Source organism: Mycobacterium sp. MFM001 (assembly GCF_003402475.1).
In the GTDB taxonomy this organism is placed as follows: Bacteria; Actinomycetota; Actinomycetes; order Mycobacteriales; family Mycobacteriaceae; genus Mycobacterium.
Map to the genome: position 1 here is coordinate 39,016 of NZ_BFAB01000011.1, position 19,074 is coordinate 58,089.

The 19,074-nt window shown below is 68.4% G+C and carries 19 protein-coding genes and 1 pseudogene; 10 read left to right on the forward strand and 10 right to left on the reverse strand.

Translation table 11 applies throughout. The features are described 5' to 3' along the window. Positions 1 to 2 precede the first annotated feature (2 nt). Positions 3 to 749, forward strand: coding sequence for a CPBP family intramembrane glutamic endopeptidase (locus MFM001_RS18260; RefSeq protein WP_116376691.1), 747 nt, complete (start codon positions 3 to 5; stop codon positions 747 to 749). Between the two features lie 10 nt (positions 750 to 759). On the opposite strand, the pseudogene MFM001_RS18265 reads toward MFM001_RS18260, so the two are convergent. From MFM001_RS18265 to modA, 8 genes and pseudogenes are all read right to left on the reverse strand, one after another. After that, a pseudogene (locus MFM001_RS18265) lies at positions 760 to 1,138 on the reverse strand (2Fe-2S iron-sulfur cluster-binding protein); the annotation flags it as partial. A gap of 73 nt (positions 1,139 to 1,211) precedes the next feature. Beyond that, positions 1,212 to 2,240 carry a zinc-binding alcohol dehydrogenase family protein gene (locus MFM001_RS18270; RefSeq protein ID WP_116376692.1) on the reverse strand — a complete coding sequence of 343 codons (1,029 nt, stop codon included), beginning with the start codon at positions 2,238 to 2,240 and terminating at the stop codon, positions 1,212 to 1,214. Between the two features lie 64 nt (positions 2,241 to 2,304). Further along, positions 2,305 to 2,607, reverse strand: coding sequence for a GlsB/YeaQ/YmgE family stress response membrane protein (locus tag MFM001_RS18275; protein WP_062538849.1), 303 nt, complete (start codon positions 2,605 to 2,607; stop codon positions 2,305 to 2,307). 143 nt (positions 2,608 to 2,750) lie between these two features. Further along, complete coding sequence (locus MFM001_RS18280; RefSeq protein ID WP_116376693.1) at positions 2,751 to 3,026, reverse strand: GlsB/YeaQ/YmgE family stress response membrane protein; 276 nt, start codon at positions 3,024 to 3,026, stop codon at positions 2,751 to 2,753. Positions 3,027 to 3,153: 127 nt separating this feature from the next. Continuing rightward, positions 3,154 to 4,191: an alanine and proline-rich secreted protein Apa gene (locus MFM001_RS18285; RefSeq protein WP_116376694.1), complete on the reverse strand. Its 1,038-nt coding sequence runs from the start codon at positions 4,189 to 4,191 to the stop codon at positions 3,154 to 3,156. A gap of 72 nt (positions 4,192 to 4,263) precedes the next feature. Further along, a complete protein-coding gene (locus tag MFM001_RS18290) occupies positions 4,264 to 5,379 on the reverse strand; it encodes a sulfate/molybdate ABC transporter ATP-binding protein (RefSeq protein ID WP_116376695.1) in 1,116 nt (371 codons plus the stop codon). After that, positions 5,376 to 6,116: an ABC transporter permease gene (locus tag MFM001_RS18295; RefSeq protein ID WP_371685567.1), complete on the reverse strand. Its 741-nt coding sequence runs from the start codon at positions 6,114 to 6,116 to the stop codon at positions 5,376 to 5,378. The genes MFM001_RS18290 and MFM001_RS18295 overlap by 4 nt, the downstream gene beginning before the upstream one ends. Positions 6,117 to 6,179: 63 nt before the next feature. Next, positions 6,180 to 6,974, reverse strand: coding sequence for a molybdate ABC transporter substrate-binding protein (gene modA / locus MFM001_RS18300; protein WP_116376697.1), 795 nt, complete (start codon positions 6,972 to 6,974; stop codon positions 6,180 to 6,182). Between the two features lie 177 nt (positions 6,975 to 7,151). On the opposite strand from modA, the gene MFM001_RS18305 reads away from it, so the two are divergent. After that, on the forward strand, positions 7,152 to 7,829 hold the full coding sequence (locus tag MFM001_RS18305) for an SDR family oxidoreductase (RefSeq protein ID WP_116376698.1): 678 nt from the start codon (positions 7,152 to 7,154) through the stop codon (positions 7,827 to 7,829). Between the two features lie 409 nt (positions 7,830 to 8,238). After that, a complete protein-coding gene (locus MFM001_RS18315) occupies positions 8,239 to 9,627 on the forward strand; it encodes an NAD(P)/FAD-dependent oxidoreductase (protein WP_116376699.1) in 1,389 nt (462 codons plus the stop codon). Here the strand turns inward: MFM001_RS18315 and MFM001_RS18320 are convergent. Beyond that, the gene (locus MFM001_RS18320) at positions 9,624 to 10,046 is read right to left on the reverse strand and encodes a PaaI family thioesterase (protein ID WP_116376700.1); all 423 of its coding nucleotides are present in this window, start codon (positions 10,044 to 10,046) and stop codon (positions 9,624 to 9,626) included. The two genes, MFM001_RS18315 and MFM001_RS18320, sit on opposite strands and share 4 nt — an antisense overlap. 124 nt (positions 10,047 to 10,170) lie before the next feature. Next, positions 10,171 to 10,935, reverse strand: a complete 765-nt coding sequence (locus MFM001_RS18325) for an iron reductase (RefSeq protein WP_116376701.1) — start codon at positions 10,933 to 10,935, stop codon at positions 10,171 to 10,173. 234 nt (positions 10,936 to 11,169) lie between these two features. On the opposite strand from MFM001_RS18325, the gene MFM001_RS18330 reads away from it, so the two are divergent. From MFM001_RS18330 to MFM001_RS18360, 7 genes are all read left to right on the forward strand, one after another. Beyond that, a complete protein-coding gene (locus MFM001_RS18330; protein WP_116376702.1) occupies positions 11,170 to 11,586 on the forward strand; it encodes a BlaI/MecI/CopY family transcriptional regulator in 417 nt (138 codons plus the stop codon). A 14-nt stretch (positions 11,587 to 11,600) separates the two neighbouring features. Next, on the forward strand, positions 11,601 to 12,551 hold the full coding sequence (locus MFM001_RS18335) for a M56 family metallopeptidase (protein WP_116376703.1): 951 nt from the start codon (positions 11,601 to 11,603) through the stop codon (positions 12,549 to 12,551). Positions 12,552 to 12,612: 61 nt separating this feature from the next. After that, complete coding sequence (gene gndA, locus MFM001_RS18340) at positions 12,613 to 14,061, forward strand: NADP-dependent phosphogluconate dehydrogenase (protein ID WP_116376704.1); 1,449 nt, start codon at positions 12,613 to 12,615, stop codon at positions 14,059 to 14,061. A 73-nt stretch (positions 14,062 to 14,134) separates the two neighbouring features. Next, on the forward strand, positions 14,135 to 15,571 hold the full coding sequence (locus tag MFM001_RS18345; RefSeq protein WP_116376705.1) for a GuaB1 family IMP dehydrogenase-related protein: 1,437 nt from the start codon (positions 14,135 to 14,137) through the stop codon (positions 15,569 to 15,571). A 182-nt stretch (positions 15,572 to 15,753) separates the two neighbouring features. Then, positions 15,754 to 17,091 carry a hemolysin family protein gene (locus tag MFM001_RS18350; RefSeq protein ID WP_116376706.1) on the forward strand — a complete coding sequence of 446 codons (1,338 nt, stop codon included), beginning with the start codon at positions 15,754 to 15,756 and terminating at the stop codon, positions 17,089 to 17,091. Then, entirely contained in the window at positions 17,091 to 18,158 is a 1,068-nt protein-coding gene (locus MFM001_RS18355; protein ID WP_371685565.1) for a hemolysin family protein, read from the forward strand. Before MFM001_RS18350 ends, MFM001_RS18355 begins: the two co-directional genes overlap by 1 nt. After that, complete coding sequence (locus MFM001_RS18360) at positions 18,151 to 19,014, forward strand: 3-methyladenine DNA glycosylase (RefSeq protein ID WP_238159279.1); 864 nt, start codon at positions 18,151 to 18,153, stop codon at positions 19,012 to 19,014. Before MFM001_RS18355 ends, MFM001_RS18360 begins: the two co-directional genes overlap by 8 nt. The last annotated feature ends 60 nt before the right edge of the window (positions 19,015 to 19,074 follow it).

Genomic DNA, 19,074 nt, shown 5'->3' on the forward strand with positions numbered 1-19,074 from the left:
AAATGACCACCGAACCGCACCCGCTGGCGGTGCAGCTGTCCGCGCTGCACCGCTTCCGGGTGTACGTCGACGTCGCCGTCGTCGTCGTGGTGTTGGCGGTGACCAACCTGATCGCGCACTTCACCACACCGTGGGCGGGCATCGCCACGGTGCCGGCCGCCGCCATCGGATTGGTGATCATGTTGCGCTGCAACGGCTTAGGCTGGGCCGAACTCGGCCTCGGCCGGGAACACTGGCGGGCCGGGGTCGGATATGCGCTGGCCGCGGTGACCGTGGTGATGTCGGTGATCGCGGTCGGTGTGCTGTTGCCGATGACTCGGCCGATGTTCATGAACAACCACTACGCGACGATCTCGGGTGCGCTGATCGCGTCGATGCTCATCATCCCGCTGCAGACCGTGATCCCCGAAGAGCTGGCGTTCCGCGGTGTGCTGCACGGCGCGCTGAACCGGGCGTGGGGATTTCGCGGTGTCGCGGTGGCGGGGTCGCTGCTGTTCGGGCTGTGGCACGTCGCGACGTCGTTGGGGTTGACCAGTAGCAACGTCGGCTTCACCCGGCTGTTCGGCGGCGGGGTTGTCGGCATGCTGGCCGGAGTGACGTTGGCGGTGTGCGCGACGGCCGTGGCGGGCTTCGTGTTCAGCTGGTTGCGGCGGCGCAGCGGCAGCCTGATCGCGCCGATCGCATTGCACTGGTCGCTGAACGGACTCGGTGCTTTGGCCGCCGCGCTGGTGTGGCACCTGTCCACGTGAGGGCGGCTCGCTACAAGTCGAGGACCAATTTCGGCGATCGCGACCGCGACACACAGACGAGCATCGACTCGTCGCGCTCGGCGTCGGTGAGCCGGTTGTCGCGGTGGTCGGGCGTCCCGGCGAGCACCCGCACTTTGCAGGTGCCGCAGAAGCCCTGCCGGCAGGAGTAGGCGACGCTGGGTCGGTGCCGGGCCAGTACCTCGAGCACCGTTTCGTCGGCGGGTACATGCAGCACCTCGCCGCTGCGTCCCAACCACGTCGAATGCGGTCCCGTCGCGTACGGGCGGAGCGCTGAACCGTTCGTAATACAGCGCTTTCGCCGCCGTGGTGTCGATGTTGTCGCGGACCAATTCGATCATCGGCGGTGGTCCGCACACGTACACCGCACCAGACCCCTCGATGACGTCATCGCCGAATTCGAGGCACTGCTCGGGAATACCGCGAGCGGGCGATAACAAACAGCTACACCAGGAGCACCGCCGCACCGGCGATGCGGCCCTCGCTGAGATCGGTGAGCGCTCGATCAGCTTGTCCCAGAGGGTATTCCGGCGTGGTGACGTTGATGTGATGCTGCCCGGCGAACTCCAGGAAGGCCCGCGCGTCGGCGCGGGTGTTCGACGTCACGGAGCGAATCTGCCGCTCCTGGAACAGGTGCCGCTGATAGTTCAGGATCGGGATGTCGCTCAGGTGGATACCGGCGATCGCCAGTGTGCCGCCGCGGTCCAACGCCTCCAGCGCCGGCAGCACCAGGTCACCGACTGGGGCGAACAGAATCGCCGCGTCGAGCGGTACCGGCGGCGGGTCGGTCGCGCCTTGCGCCGACGCGGCGCCCAGTTCCAGCGCCAGCTCGCGTGCCTGAGCGCCGCGGGTCATCACGTGCAGCTCCGCGCCCTGCGCCACCGCCACCTGCGCGGTGATGTGGGCGCTGCCGCCGAATCCGTACAGACCCAGCCGCCCGCCCGGCGGCAGCTCGGCGCGCAGCAGCGAGCGGTATCCGATGATGCCGGCGCACAGCAACGGCGCCAGCTCGCTGTTGCTGTAGCCGCCGGGCAGGTGATGTGCGAAAGCCGCAGGGACGGTGGCGAATTCGGCGTACCCGCCGTCGGCGTCCCAGCCCGTGTAACGGGATTTCGGGCACAGGTTCTCATCACCGCGGCGACAGTATTTGCACATCCCGCAGGTGTGTCGCAGCCAGGCGATCCCCACCCGGTCACCGACCGCGAAGCCGTCGCCGGCGTCGGCGCCGACCTCGACGACCTCCCCCACCACTTCGTGGCCCGGGGTTACCCGGTCGCGGTGCACCGGCAGGTCGCCCTCGGTGACGTGCAGATCGGTGCGGCACACCCCGCAGGCGTGTACGGCCACGAGCAGCTCGGACGGCTCGGGGCGCGGCACCTCGGTGGTAACCCGTTCCAGTGGCCCGGTGTTCATCGGGCCGGGTTTGCGTACCCGCCACGCACTCATCGTGGGGGCGGTCGGCTCGGACGCCATCACTCCATCATGCCGCGACGGACCGGCTGATGCCGATCCGCCACGGCCGCAAGGGTTTAGCGAGCTAGCCTCGCCCGCGGACGAGCCCGACGATCCACAGCAGGATCACCGAACCCAGTACCGCGGTGAACAACGTGAACCACCACCCGCCGGAGGCGGTATCGACGAAGAAGCTCAGCAGAAACCCGCCGATCAACGCGCCGACGATTCCGATCACGATGTTCATCAGAATGCCCGCACCGCCACCCCGCACGATCTTGCCGGCGATCCAGCCTGCAATGGCACCGATGATGATGTAGCCGATCCAGCCGACACTGGTCAGTGTCGTTGAACGGGCGAGGAACTCGGTAGCTGCCGTGACGTACATCCGGATCTCCTTGCTGTCGCAGGCAGTTCCAGCGGTTCGGCTGGACTATGACCCGGTATACCGCGCCAGGGTAACGATTCGGCAGCCATGTTGGAAACGGGTCGACTTAAAGCCAGCCCGGGCCGCAGGACGGATTGGCGCGTCTACAGAGTTCGTGTGCGCCCGGTGACAAACTTATAAATCAGCACCAAGATCACTGCACCGACCAGTGCACCCAGAAACGGGTGGGCGGTCGGCTGGCGCGGGATGAATTGATGGTCGAAGATGAGGGCGCCTAGCGTGCCGCCCACGAAACTTCCGGCGATGCCCAGTAGCGCCGTCGCGATCAAACCCATGGACTGCCTGCCGGGCACGATAAGCCGTGCGATTGCGCCGACGACAAGACCGACGATGATCATCCAGATGATGTGCAAGACCACGGCCAGCTCCTTTGACTATTGGCCTGCAAGCAGGACGGCGAGACGTTGAGCCCACTGCTGGACTGCTATTCGGTACACCGCGTCAGCGTAACGATTCGTCACGCAGACCGGACGCGGTCGACGCGGCTCATGTCGTCCGCGTGTTGCCCGTCGCCGACGTGGTGACCGGACCTTGCTCGCCGGCGGGAGCCGGCGCCGCCGGAGCCGGCTGCTGTTGCGGCGCGTTGGGCGGCGGCGCTGCCGGTGCTCCAGGTGCGGCCGGCGGTGGAGCTGCCGGTGCTCCCGGCGCTCCCGGAGCCGGAGCCGTTCCCGGTGCCGCGGCCGGCGGCGGCGCCAACGGGCGGACCGACTCGGCCAACGCCTTGGCAGCGTTTTGGTCCACCGGGTTATTGGAGGTCCCCAGCCACACGACAAACCAACGCTGCTTTTGCGCACCTTGCGCCGCGTTCGGGTTGCTCGGGCCGATCACGCCCGTCCAGATCTGGCCGTTGGGCTTGCTCGCGTCGCTGAACTTCACTTCGTAGTACGACGCGCTTCCCGACACGCCGTTACCGGCCAGCGGGACATTCGCCTGGTTGATCCGGGTGCCCGGGTAGGGCATGAAGAACTCGCCCATATCCGAAGCCAGCCGTGTCGCGGCCTTGGTGTTATCGGCTTCGGCACTGGCATAAAGCTTTTGGTCCAGCTTGCCGAGAACGATGCGGGTGTCGTTGGCGACGGCAGGCGGTTGCCCGGGCGCCGGCGGCGGGCCCGTCTCCTTGCTCAACAGCGCCGACCCGTAGTCGAGGTGGGTCGCATCCGATTCCACCCAGCCGGCCGGAATGACATAGCTGAACCCGCCGGGCGGATTGTCGACACGCCCCGGTTCGGGTGCGTTGGGGTCGGCCACCGGCGGCGTCGCGTTCGGGTCGGTTCCGGGCGGGGCGGCGACGGGGTCGGCGGTCGGTGGCGCGGCACTGGGGCCGGCCGGCCCGGGCGCGGTGTCGGGCGCTGCGTTGGCTCCCGGTGGCGGCGGGGGCGCCGGCGTCGTCGTGCCAGGCGGCGGGGGCGGATCGGCGCTTGCTGTCGTCGCCGGGAATGCGATCGTGGCGGCGCTGGCCGCGGCGATTGCCAGCGTTGCCCATAAGGCTTTCGGCCGTGTCGAGGTTGAGTCCACCTGCTTCATGGCGACGAACCTACCGTGTTACAGCCGTGACGCAAGTGTGGATTGCTGACATTGTGATTTGTTTGCCAGCTGTTATGCAGGCGCGGCTGGGCGGTGTGCCGGCGCGGTGTACAGCGCCACCTCCTGCGCCTTGACCGAGAACCATACGGATTGGCCCGGCGTCAGCCGCAACTCCGCGGCGGCCTCGACCGTGACGTCGGCGGCCAGCCCGGGCGCGCCATCCGGTTGGTCTGCCCCGCGCACGCGGACTGCGGGCCCGCGGGTGTCCAGCTCGGCGACGGTCTCCTTGACGGTATTGCGTGGGCTGCCGTGCGGCGGGTCCCGGTACACGGCCACCGCCGCCGGCGTGAATACCGCGACCGCCTGCTGTCCCGCGGCAAGCTCGTCGACGGCGGTGCCGTGCCACTGGTTCCCGGAGCAGTCAGCCAGACTGCCGTCGTCGCCGATCGTTCCGTTGACCAGGTTGACGCCGGCGATGCGCGCACCGAAATGACTGCGGGGCGCCGCCAAAACCTCAGCGACCGAACCGATTTCGGCAATCTTGCCCGACTCGAGCACCATCACGCGATCGGCCAGCGTGACAACGTCGAGCAGGTCGTGGGTCACCAGGATGGTGGCGCGCGCATCCCGGGTGACGATCTTGCGGAGCACTGCGCGGACGCCTGCGGCCGCGGCGACGTCCAGGCCGGACAGCGGCTCGTCGAGCAGCAGCACGTCGGGTTCGGCGGCCAATGCCCGAGCGATCGCCACGCGCTGGGCCTGGCCGCCGGAAAGCTGGCGCGGACGCCGATCGGCCAGCTGCTCGGCGTCCACCTCGCGCAGCCAGTGCATCGCCGAGGCCCGCTCCGCGCCGCGTGTCCCCCACATTCGACGTCGACGGCTGTGCGGCCCGAACGCCACATTGCCGGCCACGCTCATATGCGGAAACAGCAGCGGGTCCTGCAGCAGCAGCCCAACCCGGCGCCGATGCGTGGCCACATGCAAACCCGTTGCAGTGTCGGTGAGCGTGCGATCGCCCAGGCGGACGTGGCCCGCGTCGGGTCGAACCAGCCCCGCAATCACATGCAATGCCGTCGACTTGCCTGCCCCGTTCGCTCCCAGCACGGCCAGCACCTCACCCGGGGATACCGAGAACTGCACGTCCAGCTGGCGCTCGGCGACCACGGCACGAAGCTGCAATGCGGTCATCCGGCACCGACTCCGGTAAGCCGGCGGGTGCCGACCCCGAGCACGACGACCGCGGCGACCGCCACCAACAGAATCGACAAGGCCACCGCCGCGTCGGCGTCACTGACCCGCTGCAGGTAGATCTCCAGCGGCAACGTCCGCGTCACGCCCTGCCGCGAGCCGGCGAACGTCAGTGTCGCACCGAACTCCCCCAGCGAACGCGCAAAGGCCAGCACCGCACCCGAGACCAGACCGGGCAACAGCAGCGGAAGCGTCACCCGCCACCACACCGTCCCCGGCCGGGCACCCAGCGTCGCCGCCACCACCTCGTAGTCGGCTCCCGCCGTGCGGGCCGCGCCCTCCAGAGCAATGACCAGAAACGGCAGCGACACGAAGGTCTGCGCCAGCACCACCGCGGTGGTGGTGAACGCGATGCTGATGCCCGCCGCATCCAGATACCGCCCGATCAGCCCGAGCCGGCCGAACGCGTACAGCAGCGCAATGCCGCCGACCACCGGCGGCAAAACCAGCGGCAGCAGGATCACCGGTCGCAGCCACCGCACCATCCGGGCCCGGCTGCGTGCCAACACCAACGCCATCGGCACGCCCACCAGCACGCACAGGGCGGTGCTGGCCGCCGCGGTCTTGATGCTCAGCAGCAGCGCCGTACGCGACGACGGGCTGGTGATCAGCGACCAGAAATGTGGCCAGTCGACCTTGACCGCAACCGCCAGCAGCGGCAGCGCGACGAAGACCATCCCCGCGACCGCCGGGAGATACACCCAGCGCGGCAGTCCCGATGGCGCGTTCAACGCTGCTCGTCAGGGCTTGGCGAATCCGGCCTGGTCCAGGATCTTCTGCCCGGTTTCGCCGGTCACCAGGTCGACGAACTTCTGTGCCAGCGCGGCGTGGGGCGCCTTCTTGAGCACCGCGATCGGATACACGTTGACCGCGCCGGCGGACTCGGGGAACTTCACCGTGGCGACCTTGTCGCCGGCGTTCACCGCGTCGGTGATGTAGACCAGCCCGACGTCGGCCTGCCCGCTGGTCACCTTGCCCAGAACGTCGGTCACGTTCGGTTCCTCGCTGACCGGGTTGAGGTGCACGCCCGTCTTATCCTCGATGCGCTGCGTCGCAGCTCCGCACGGAACCGGCTGCTGGCACACGACCACGCTCAGCCCCGGTTTGGTGAGATCGGCGAACGACTCCACCTTTTTCGGATTGCCCGGCGCGGTGACGATGACCAAGGTGTTCGACGCGAAATTGACCGGCGTCCCGTTGAGCAGTCCGGCACTTGCGACGGTGTCCATTTGCGCCGTGTCCGCCGAAGCGAAGACGTCTGCGGAGGCGCCCTGGGTCAGCTGAGTGGCCAGCTCCGATGAGCCCGCGAAATTGAAATCGACGCTGGCGCCGGGGTTGTCGGTCTTGAAGTGCTCACCGATCTGGGTGAACGACGGCTTCAGCGAGGCGGCGGCAAACACCAGGATCGACTGCCCGGGCGGCGGTGCGGACGACGACGTCGACGCCGACGGGGAAGAGGATTTCGAACCACACCCGACCAGATTCGCGACCACGAGCAAAGACGCAAAGCCGGCAAGCAGCCAGGACCGACGCATGCCGTCAAACCTAGCTGGTCGGCGGCACGGGCGCGCGGCGCCCGAACCGTTATCCAATGTTGTCCGCTTCGGTGGCGCGTCCGGAGTTCCGTGGGTAGCTACTGTCCAGTAACATTGATCGGGATCGACGCCATCATGCGCTGCGATCTATGGATCCGGCGCTAACACGAGGAGGTCATGGCGGTGGAGGTGCTGGTCACCGGGGGCGACACCGAACAGGGCCGCGTCGTTGCCGAAGGCTTTCGCGATGCCGGCCACAAAGTGACGCTGGTGGGCGCGCGACGCGACGACCTGGAGGTGGTTGCGAAGGAGCTTGACGCCGACGCCATCGTCTGCGACATCACCGACCCGGCCAGCCTGACCGAGGTCCGTGGCATGTTCCCGCATCACCTGGACACGATCGTCAACGTGCCGGCGCCGCAGTGGGACGCCGGTGACCCGCGGGCCTACACACTGGCCGACCTGGCCGGCGCATGGCGCAGCGCGCTCGACGCCACCGTGCTCTCGGCGGTGATGACCGTGCAGGCCGTCGGCGACCATCTGCGTTCGGGCGGCTCGATCGTCAGCGTCGTGCCGGAAAACCCGCGCCCCGGCAGCGCCGACGCCGCGGTCAAGGCAGCGCTGGCGAACTGGGTGGCCGGGCAGGCAACGGTTTTCGGCACCCGCGGCATCACCGTCAACGCCGTCGCGGCGGGGCGTAGCGCGCAGCCCGGCTATGAGGGCCTGAGTAGCACGCCGCCGTCGGCCGCGGCCGAGGTCGCCCGGATGGCGCTGTTCCTCACTACGCCGGCGGCACGCCACATCACCGGCCAGCTGCTGCACGTCAGCCACGGGGCGCTTGCGCATTTCGCGTAGCTGAATCCGCTAACTAGATTTCTTGCCACCCTTTCGGCCGGCGGCCTTTTTCTGAGATGTGTTCCCGCCGCTACCCGAGCCGCTGCTGCGTTTGCTTTGACTGCTTCCTGAGCTCTTGCCGCCTCTGCTGGATGAGCCGGGTGAATTCGAAATCGCCGCTGCCCGAGACTTGCTCATTCCTTTCTTGCGCAAACCCTCGTATTGCTTGTCGTTTTTGACGCTCGGACCGTGATCTTTTGCCATTTGCGCCTCCTTTGACGTTGCTTCGGGTACCCGCTTTGGCATCACGAACCACGTCACGATCGAGGTCGCCGGTGTGGCTGATCACACAGCGTCGGCGTCGATAGCGGCCAACCCGGGCGACTACCGTGTTAATGAACGCAGTCGCCGTCGAGGAGCAACCCCCACAATGAGTGCCCAACCCGAAGACACTGCTGCACCCAATCGCCGGCATCGTGTCGTCGTCATCGGATCCGGATTCGGTGGACTGAACGCGGTCAAGAAGCTCAAGCGGGCCGACGTCGACATCAAGCTGATTGCCCGCACGACCCATCACCTGTTCCAGCCGATGCTGTACCAGGTCGCGACCGGCATCGTCGCGGAAGGCGCCATCGCCCCACCGACCCGGGTCATCCTGCGCAAACAACGCAACGTCCAAGTGCTGCTCGGCGACGTCACCCACATCGATCTAGCCGGCAAGTTCGTCGTCTCCGAGTTGCTCGGCCACTCCTACGAAACCCCGTACGACAGCCTGATCATCGCCGCGGGCGCCGGCCAGTCCTACTTCGGCAACGACCATTTCGCCGAGTTCGCTCCCGGAATGAAGTCCGTCGACGACGCCTTGGAGCTGCGGGGCCGCATTTTGAGCGCGTTCGAGCAGGCGGAACGGTCCAACGATCCCGAGCGGCGCAAGAGGCTACTGACTTTCACCGTCGTCGGAGCCGGTCCGACCGGTGTTGAGATGGCGGGCCAAATTGCCGAGCTTGCCGAATACACGCTGAAAGGCACATTCCGCCAAATCGATCCGACGAAGGCACGAGTGATTCTTCTCGACGCCGCCCCCGCGGTCCTGCCGCCAATGGGTGAGAAGCTCGGAAAAAAGGCCGCCGCACGGCTGGAGAAAATGGGCGTCGAAATCCAGCTGGGCGCAATGGTCACCGACGTCGACCGCAACGGCATCACGGTCAAGGACTCCGACGGCACTGTTCGGCGCATCGAATCGGCCTGCAAGGTGTGGTCGGCCGGCGTCTCGGCAAGCCCGTTGGGTCGGGATCTGGCCCGGCAATCGGGGGTCGAACTGGACCGCGCCGGGCGGGTCAAGGTGCTGCCCGACCTGACGATCCCGGGCCACCCCAACGTGTTCGTCGTCGGCGACATGGCGGCCGTCGACGGGGTGCCGGGCGTGGCGCAGGGGGCCATCCAGGGCGCCAAGTACGCCGCGACCACGATCAAAGCCGAACTCGCCGGGGCCAATCCGGCAGAGCGTGAGCCGTTCCAGTACTTCGACAAAGGGTCGATGGCCACCGTCTCGAGGTATTCCGCGGTAGCCAAGATCGGCCCCCTGGAATTCGGCGGACTCATCGCCTGGCTGGCCTGGCTGATGCTGCACTTGGTCTACCTGATCGGCTTCAAGAACAAGATCACCACGGTGCTGTCGTGGATGGTGACGTTCTTAAGCGGTCGCCGCGGCCAGCTGACGATCACCGAGCAGCAGGCGTTCGCCCGCACCCGGCTCGAGCAGCTGGCGGTGCTGGCCGCCGAGGCGCATCAGGGCGAGACGACCAAAGCAGCCAGCTAACGCGGCGGCGTTTCCAGGTTTTGCAGCCGGACCTGCCCGCGGGCGACGGGCCGCTCGTCGGCTCCGGTGATCGTGACCAGCCATAGTTGCTGCAGCCGGCCGCGATGCACTGGTTCGGCCCGGCCGTACACCATGCCGCTGCTGATGGCACGCAGGAAGTCGGTGTTGTTGTTGACGCCGACGACGGCGCCGCCGCCGTGTTCGCTCAGCCAGGTATAGGCGGCCACACTGGCCATGCTCTCGACCATCGAGCAGTACACTCCGCCATGCACAATCCCGAAGGGCTGCAACAGCTTTGGCTGAACCTCGAGCTGCGCACGCGCGCCGTCCGCAGTGAGCTCAGTGAAGACCAGCCCGAGGTGGTTGTCGAACGGTGCGCCGAATTCGGGCGGCACGACGGATCCTGGCAGCGGTTGCACGCCCTTGTGTCTACACCAACACGGGCGAGCCCCGCGCACCAGGCACGGGGCTCGCCGATCGAGTCGACCGGGGGTCGCTGCAGCCCTCAGGACTCGCCGCGGTCATTGTGTTGCTCGACGGAAATTAGCATAGGCAAGGCTGCCCTAACTTTGCAAGAGGCCGGTGCGCGGACGGGCCACGCACCGGCAGCCCGAAGCCAACCAGCGCGTCCAGCACCGCTTGACCTCGCCGCATGGCGGTCACCTCGTCGACGGCGGCCAGTTGCGGCAGCTGGGTCGCGGTTGCCACCACGGCGGACCCGACGATCTGCCACATCGCCGCCATCGAAAGCGCTCCGAAGCTGACCGTGTGCAACCGGGCGAACAGCGGCGCCAACGTCCGGTGGCAGCGGTGCGCGACCCACGTCGTCAACGCGGCCTCGCTCGGCAGCCGCACGATCGCTTCGGGCGGCTCGCCCGCAAAGCAGGGGTCGTCGGGCAGTGCACGCAGCGTCGGGTCGACCACCGCCGCCCAGTCGATGGCGCCCTCGGCGTCGACATGGACCCACAGGTTCTCGATGCCGGTGTCCCAAGCCCTGCCCTCGAGAACCACCAGCGCCACGACGCGCCCGAGCACCGTATGGACCAGCGTGGTCGCCAGTTCCCGGGCGGCGGAACGCACATCCATATCGGCGGCGGCACCGTCGAACATCATCTGGAGCCGGTCAGTGGTGAGGGCCGACGCGAGCGGCCACCACCGCCGCAGCGATACGTCGGCGAGCACCGCGACCCCGTACACACGCGGGCTGTGTGGATACAGGCCGCGAAGCCGCCGGCTGGATTCATGCAGCGGCAGCGTCCGCCCAATGGCCATCGCCGCGATCAGCGGGTCGTCCACCTCAGCCGGCACGGGGCCTCCTCGTCGCGCTCAGTTTGGTTAGGCTAACCATACTTAACTCGACCGGCGGCCGAAGGAGTTCTGTGACGACTTTCACACCGGTGTCCAATAGCCTGGGTTATGGCTGGTTCCCACGGGTCGATAGATCGTGTCACGATGGATTGGCGGTTCACGGCAGAGCGCTCGGTACGACGGACGGTAGTAAGCCGGAGTACGCTTGCGTCATTGCTCAGGAGATGAACGGATATGGCTAAGCTGACGCGTCTGGGGGACCTTGAACGGGCGGTGATGGACCACCTCTGGTCTGCGCCGGAACCTCAAACTGTTCGCCAGGTGCACGAAGCGTTGTCGATACAGCGCGACCTGGCGTACACGACCGTGATGACCGTCTTGCAGCGGTTGGCCAAAAAGAATCTGGTCTCCCAAATCCGCGACGACCGCGCGCACCGCTACACCCCCGTGCACGGACGCGACGAGCTGGTCGCCGGGCTCATGGTCGACGCGCTGGACCAGGCTGCGGACTCCGGCAGCCGGCAGGCGGCGCTGGTGCATTTCGTCGAACGGGTCGGCGCCGACGAGGCAGAGGCGCTGCGCCGGGCACTCGACGAATTGGAATCCGGCCAGCCCAACAGCCCAACCGCTGGCGATCAAGCCGAGGACTGAGAGAGACTGGCAGCGTGTCCGCGCTGGCCTTCACCATCCTCGCGGTGCTGCTTGTCGGCCCGGTGCCGGCCCTGTTGGCACGAGCGAGCTGGCCGTTGCGCGCCCCCAGGGCGGCGATGGTGTTGTGGCAGGCCATCGCCGTGGCCGCGGTGCTGTCGGCGTTTTCCGCCGGCATCGCGATCGCCAGCCGGCTGCTGATGCCGGGGCCCGACGGGCGGCCCACCGCCAGCATCGTCGGTGACATCGGGCGGCTCGGCTGGCCGTTGTGGGTGGCCTACGTCAGTGTTTTCGCGGTCACCGTGCTGGTCGGCGCACGGCTGGCGGTCGCCGTGCTGCGGGTGGCGATCGCCACCCGGCGCCGCAGGGCCCACCACCGGATGCTGGTCGACCTGCTCGGCGTCGGACACGAGACGATGCCCGCTCCGACCGGTGCCCGACCCCGCGACCTGCGGATCCTCGAGGTGGCGCAACCCCTCGCCTACTGCCTGCCCGGTGTGCGCAGCCGCGTGGTGCTCAGCGAGGGCGCCTTGACCAGCCTCGCCGACACGGAGGTCGCGGCGATTCTCAGCCACGAGCGTGCGCACCTGCGCGCCCGCCACGACCTCGTGCTCGAAGCGTTCACCGCGGTACGCGCCGCCTTCCCCCGGTTTGTCCGCAGCACCAGCGCGCTGAACTCGGTGCAGCTGCTCGTCGAGCTGCTGGCCGACGACGCCGCGGTGCGGGTGGTCGGTCGCACTCCCCTGGCCCGCGCGTTGGTGGCGTGCGCGTCCGGGCACACCCCGTCGGGCGCGCTGGCGGCCGGCGGACCGACCACAGTGGTGCGGGTGCGCCGACTGTCCGGGCGCGGCAACAGCCTGATGCTGTCGATCGGTGCCTACCTGGCGGCGGCCGCCGTGCTGGTGGTGCCCACGATCGCGCTGGCCGTGCCGTGGCTGACGGAACTCGAACGGCTGTTCATCGGCTAGCTATGCCACAGTGATCGGGTGAAAGGCTGGGACACGGCCCCGGGATCTGAGAGGCGGATACATGAGCTCGTCGCAATCGAACGGTAGCGCGCAAATCGGGGTGACCGGGCTGGCGGTGATGGGCTCGAACATCGCGCGCAACTTCGCCCGGCACGGCTACACCGTGGCGCTGCACAACCGTTCGGTCGCCAAGACCGACGCGCTGCTGAAAGAGCATGGCGCCGAAGGAAATTTCGTGCGCAGCGAAACCATCCCGGAATTCCTGGCCGCGCTGGAGAAGCCGCGCCGGGTGCTGATCATGGTCAAGGCCGGCGAGGCCACCGACGCCGTCATCAACGAACTCGCCGACGCGATGGAAAAAGGCGACATCATCATCGACGGCGGCAACGCGCTCTACACCGACACCATCCGTCGCGAGAAAGCGATGGCCGAACGCGGTCTGCACTTCGTCGGGGCGGGCATCTCCGGCGGCGAAGAAGGCGCGCTGAACGGGCCGTCGATCATGCCGGGCGGCCCGGCCGAGTCCTACAAATCGCTGGGCCCGCTGCTCGAGGAGATCTCGGCGCACGTCGACGGCGTGCCGTGCTGCACGCACATCGGGCCCGACGGCTCAGGGCATTTCGTCAAGATGGTGCACAACGGCATCGAGTACTCCGACATGCAGCTCATCGGCGAGGCCTACCAGCTGCTGCGCGACGGGCTGGGCCTGACCGCCCCGCAGATCGCCGACGTCTTCACCGAGTGGAACGACGGCGACCTGGACAGCTACCTGGTCGAGATCACCGCAGAAGTGCTGCGCCAGACGGACGCCAAAACCGGCAAGCCGCTGGTCGACCTGATCCTCGACGAGGCCGAGCAGAAAGGCACCGGCCGCTGGACCGTCAAGTCGGCGCTGGACCTCGGCGTGCCGGTGACCGGGATCGCCGAGGCGGTGTTCGCCCGCGCGCTGTCGGGAGCGGTCGAGCAGCGCAAGGCCGCCGTCGGGCTGGCCTCCGGCCGGCTCGGCGAACGGCCCAGTGACCCCGACACGTTCACCGAGGACGTCCGGCAAGCGCTCTACGCCTCCAAGATCGTCGCGTATTCGCAGGGGTTCAACCAGATTCAGGCCGGCAGCGCCGAATACGGCTGGAACATCACGCCCGGCGACCTGGCCACCATCTGGCGCGGCGGCTGCATCATCCGCGCGAAGTTCCTCAACCGCATCAAGGAAGCCTTCGACACCGACCCGGACCTGGCCAGCCTGCTCGTCGCGCCGTATTTCCGCAGCGCCGTCGAATCGGCGATCGACAGTTGGCGCCGAGTGGTGTGCACCGCTACCGGTCTGGGTATCCCGATCCCGGGATTCTCCTCGGCGCTCTCGTATTACGACGCACTGCGCACCGAACGGTTGCCCGCCGCGCTCACCCAGGCGCAGCGCGACTTCTTCGGCGCGCACACCTACGGGCGGATCGACGCGCCGGGTAAGTTCCACACGCTGTGGAGCGGAAACCGCAGCGAGGTACCCGCCTAGTCTGGCGACGATGCAGAGCGAAGCGATGAGGAGGAGCCGGACAAATCGAACCAAAGCAGGACAATCGATATCGATGAGGTTTCTGGACGGGCATCGACCCGGCTATGACCTGACGTACGACGACGTCTTCATCGTCCCGAACCGTTCGGATGTGGCGTCGCGGTTCGACGTCGACCTGTCCACCGACGACGGCTCGGGCACCACGATTCCGGTGGTGGTGGCCAACATGACCGCGGTCGCCGGCCGTCGGATGGCCGAGACGGTGGCCCGCCGCGGCGGGATTGTCGTTCTGCCGCAAGACCTTCCGATCACCGCGGTGCAGCAGACGGTGGACTTCGTCAAAAGCCGCGACCTCGTCGTCGACACCCCGGTGATGCTGGCGCCCGACGATTCGGTGTCCGACGCGATGGCGCTGATCCACAAGCGCGCGCACGGCGCGGCGGTGGTGGTGTTCGAAGGCCGCCCGATCGGCCTGGTCACCGAATCGGCTTGCGTCGGCGTGGATCGCTTCACCCGCGTGCGCGACATCGCCACCACCGACTTCGTCAGCGCGCCGGTGGGCACCGAGCCGCGAACGGTGTTCGACCTGCTCGAGCACGCTCCGGTCGACGTCGCCGTGCTGACCGCGGACGACGGCACCCTGGCCGGCGTCCTGACCCGCACCGGCGCGATCCGCGCGGGCATCTACACGCCTGCAGTGGATTCCGCGGGCCGGCTGCGGGTCGGCGCGGCCGTCGGCATCACCGGCGACGCGGCCGCCAAGGCCCAGGCCCTCGTCGAGGCCGGCGTCGACGTGCTGGTCGTCGACACCGCGCACGGACACCAAGTCAAGGCGCTCGACGCGATCAAAGCCGTCTCGTCGCTCGACCTGGGGGTCCCGCTGGTGGCCGGCAACGTGGTGTCGGCAGAAGGCACCCGCGATCTGCTGAGCGCCGGCGCGGACATCGTCAAGGTCGGGGTCGGCCCCGGCGCCATGTGCACCACCCGGATGATGACCGGAGTCGGTCGCCCGCAGTTTTCTGCCGTACTCGAATGCGCTTCGGCCGCACGGCAACTCGGCGGACGGATATGGGCCGACGGCGGGGTGCGCCACCCGCGCGACGTGGCGCTGGCGCTGGCGGCCGGCGCGTCGAACGTGATGATCGGATCGTGGTTCGCCGGCACCTACGAGTCACCCGGCGACCTGATGCGCGACCGCGACGACCAGCCCTACAAGGAGAGCTACGGGATGGCGTCCAAGCGCGCGGTGGTGGCCCGCACCGCCGCCGACAGCGCGTTCGACCGCGCCCGCAAGGCGCTGTTCGAGGAGGGCATCTCCACCTCGCGGATGGGTCTGGACCCCGACCGCGGCGGCGTTGAGGACCTGATCGACCACATCACCTCCGGGGTGCGCAGCACCTGCACCTACGTCGGTGCGTCAACGCTGGCCGAGTTGCACGAGCGCGCGGTGGTCGGGGTGCAGTCGGCGGCGGGTTTCGCCGAGGGACATCCGCTGCCCTTCGGCTGGTGAGCCGCGGTGGCAGTGGTTTTCGATACCATGTGAACTTCACGCGCAGCCGCAGCAAGGGAAAGGGATCACGTGCCGCAGGCACCCGTCGAGGCCGTTGGCTTCCGGGCCGAGGGGCCGTGTGCCGAATCCGAGGAGCCGGTTTCTAGACGGCCGGGCCGGCGGCCCGGCGGATTCGACTCCCGATGAACCTCGTCGTCACCCTGCTCAGCCTGCTGGCGATCGTGGTGCTGACCGCGGGCACCGCGTTGTTCGTCGCCGCCGAGTTCTCGCTGACCACCCTCGAGCGCAGCACCGTCGAGGCCAACGCCCGCGGCGGGGCCCGCCGCGACCGCTTCGTGCGGCGCGCTCACCACACGCTGTCCTTTCAGTTGTCCGGCGCGCAGCTGGGCATCTCGATCACCACCCTGGTGACCGGTTACCTGACCGAGCCGCTGGTGGCCGAGCTGCCGCATCCGGCGATGGATGCAATCGGGGTGCCCCACCGGATCGCCGACGCGGTGATCGCGTTCGTGGCACTGGTGATTGTCACGTCGCTGTCGATGGTGTTCGGCGAGCTGGTGCCCAAATACATCGCGATCGCCCGGCCGCTGCCGACCGCCCGTTTCGTCGCCGGGGTGCAGCTGTTGTTCTCGCTGGTGATGACCCCGGCGATCCGGCTGACCAACGGCACGGCGAACTGGATCCTGCGCCGGCTGGGCATCGAGCCGGCCCAAGAGCTGCGGTCGGCCCGGTCGCCGGCCGAACTGGTGTCGCTGGTGCGCAGCTCGGCGCGCAGCGGCGCGCTGGACCCGGTCACCGCCGCGCTGGTGCACCGGTCGCTTCAGTTCGGCACGCTGACCGCCGAGGAGCTGATGACGCCGCGCTCGAAAATCGTTGCGCTGCAAAAAGACAACACCGTCGCCGACCTCGTCGCGACCGCCACCGAGACCGGCTTTTCCCGCTTCCCGATCATCGACGGCGACCTGGACGAGACCGTCGGCATCGTGCACGTCAAGCAGGTGTTCGAGGTGCCGGCCGCCGAACGGGCACACACGCTGCTCACCGCCGTCGCGCAACCGGTCGCCGTGGTGCCGTCCACGCTGGACGGCGATGCGCTGATGTCGCAGATCCGCGCCAACGGCCTGCAAACGGCGCTGGTCGTCGACGAATACGGCGGCACCGCGGGCATGCTCACCGTCGAGGACCTGATCGAGGAGATCGTCGGCGACGTCCGCGACGAGCACGATGACGCCACGCCGCACGTGGTGGCCGCCGGTAACGGGTGGCGGGTGTCGGGGCTGCTGCGCATCGACGAGGTGGCCGCTGCGACCGGTTATCGCGCCCCCGAGGGCGAATACGACACGATCGGCGGGCTGGTGCTCCAAGAGCTCGGCCACATCCCGGTGGCCGGGGAGTCGGTGGAGTTGACGGCGTTCGACCCCGAAGGGCGTTCGGACAGCTCGGCCCGCTGGCGGGCCAGGGTGGTGCGGATGGACGGCCGTCGCATCGACCTGCTGGAACTGACCGAGGTGGGCCGTTGATGGCGGGCGATCTGGGCGACGTGCTCGCCATCCTGGCGACCATCCTGCTGGTCGCCGCCAACGCGTTTTTCGTCGGCGCCGAGTTCTCGTTGATCTCGGTGCGCCGCGACCGGCTCGAAGCCCTGGCCGAGCAGGGCAGGTCCAGTGCGGTCACCGTGATCCGGGCCGGCGAGCAGCTGCCGCTGATGTTCGCCGGCGCCCAGCTGGGCATCACGGTGGCCTCGATCCTGCTCGGCCGGATCGGCGAGCCGGCGGTCGCCGACCTGCTGCACGATTCGGTCGGCCTGCTCGGCCTTTCCGACGCCCTTCTGCACACGGTGTCGTTCGTGATCGCGCTCGCGATCGTGGTGACGCTGCATGTGCTGCTCGGCGAGATGGTGCCGAAGAACATCGCGATCGCCGGCCCGGAGAAGGCGGCGATGCTGTTGATCCCGGCCTACCTGGTCTATGTGCGGGCCGCCCGCCCGTTCATTGCGTTCTACAACTGGTGCGCCAACGCCATACTGCGGGCGCTCGGGATCCCGCTGCGCGACGAGCTCGACGTCACGGTGTCCACGGTCGAGCTGTCCGAGATGATCGCCGAATCGGTGTCCGAGGGCCTGCTGGACCCCGAGGAGCACACCCGGCTCACCCGCGCGCTGCAGATCCGCAACCGGGTGGTCGCCGACGTCGCGGTGCCGGTCGCCGAGATCCGCGCGGTGCCGGTGGCGGCCACCGGCCGCGGGCCGACGGTCGAGGCGGTCGAGCAGGCGTTGACCGACACCGGGTACTCCCGGTTTCCGGTCACCGACGTCGACGGGACGTTCATCGGCTACCTGCACATCAAAGACCTGCTGTCGCTGGATTTCGCCGACTCGCGTGCTGCGATCGACCCCGCGATCGTGCGACCGCTGCCCGAGGTTCCCCAGTCGATGCCGCTGCCCGAAGCGCTGTCGCGGATGCGCCGCAGCAAAAGTCACCTGGCGCTGGTCACCGGCGACGACGGCGCCGTGGTCGCGATGGTGGCGCTGGAGGACCTGGTCGAGGATCTCGTGGGCACCGTGCGCGACGGGACGCATCGTGTCTGAGGTGCTCGAACCCGCCCAGTGGATGCCCCGGGCGCAGGCCTATCGCGAGCGTGTCGAGGCGTTCCTGAGTTCGCATCGCCCCGGCGAGCCGCATCCGGTGTGGGACTTCCTGTTCAGCTACTACAGCCTGCGGCCGCGGCAGCTGCGGTGCTGGCATCCCGGGTACGGCGTGGTGCTGGCCGGCGAGCAGGCGGTCCGCCGCTACCGGGGCCGTCGCGGCTACACCCTCTGCACAGGCGGGGTGACGGTCGGCGACGCCTTCCTGCGCAGCCGCCTGGACACGCTGCGGTTCGTAGCACGGCTGCAGCGCGCGACCGCGCAGCGGCAGCCGCGGCTGAACTGCTTCGGGCTGCACGAGTGGGCGATGGTGTACCGCTCCGGCGCCGTGCGTCACGACCGGGTGCCGCTGCGGCTGGGCGCCGCGGGCACCGACGCCGTCGTCGACGCCGAGACCTTGCGCTGCAGCCACTTCGACGCGTTCCGGTTCTTCACCGCCGAGGCCGCGTCGCGCAACGCCGGCGCACCCAGCCGCGCCACCCAGCCGGACTGGGAGCAGCCCGGTTGCCTGCACTCCAACATGGATTTGTATAAATGGAGTTACAAGCTGAGCCCACTGGTCGACTCTGAGCTGCTGCTGGACTGCCTGGAACTGGCTGCGGCGGCGCGCGAAGTCGACATGCGGGCCAGCCCGTATGACCTTCGCAGCTACGGGTACACACCGATCGCCGTCGAGCACAGCGCCGGCCGCGCCGAGTATGTGCGTTGCCAGCGCGCCATCATGCTGCGCGCCGCTCCCCTGCGGGCGGCGCTGTCGGCGCGGTGTGACCTGCTGCTGCGGGCCGCCGGGTGCGGGTAATCAGGCTACTGGCCGGTAGGCTGAGTTAATTGCCGAGTGCAGAGGAACCGAGGAGAAAAA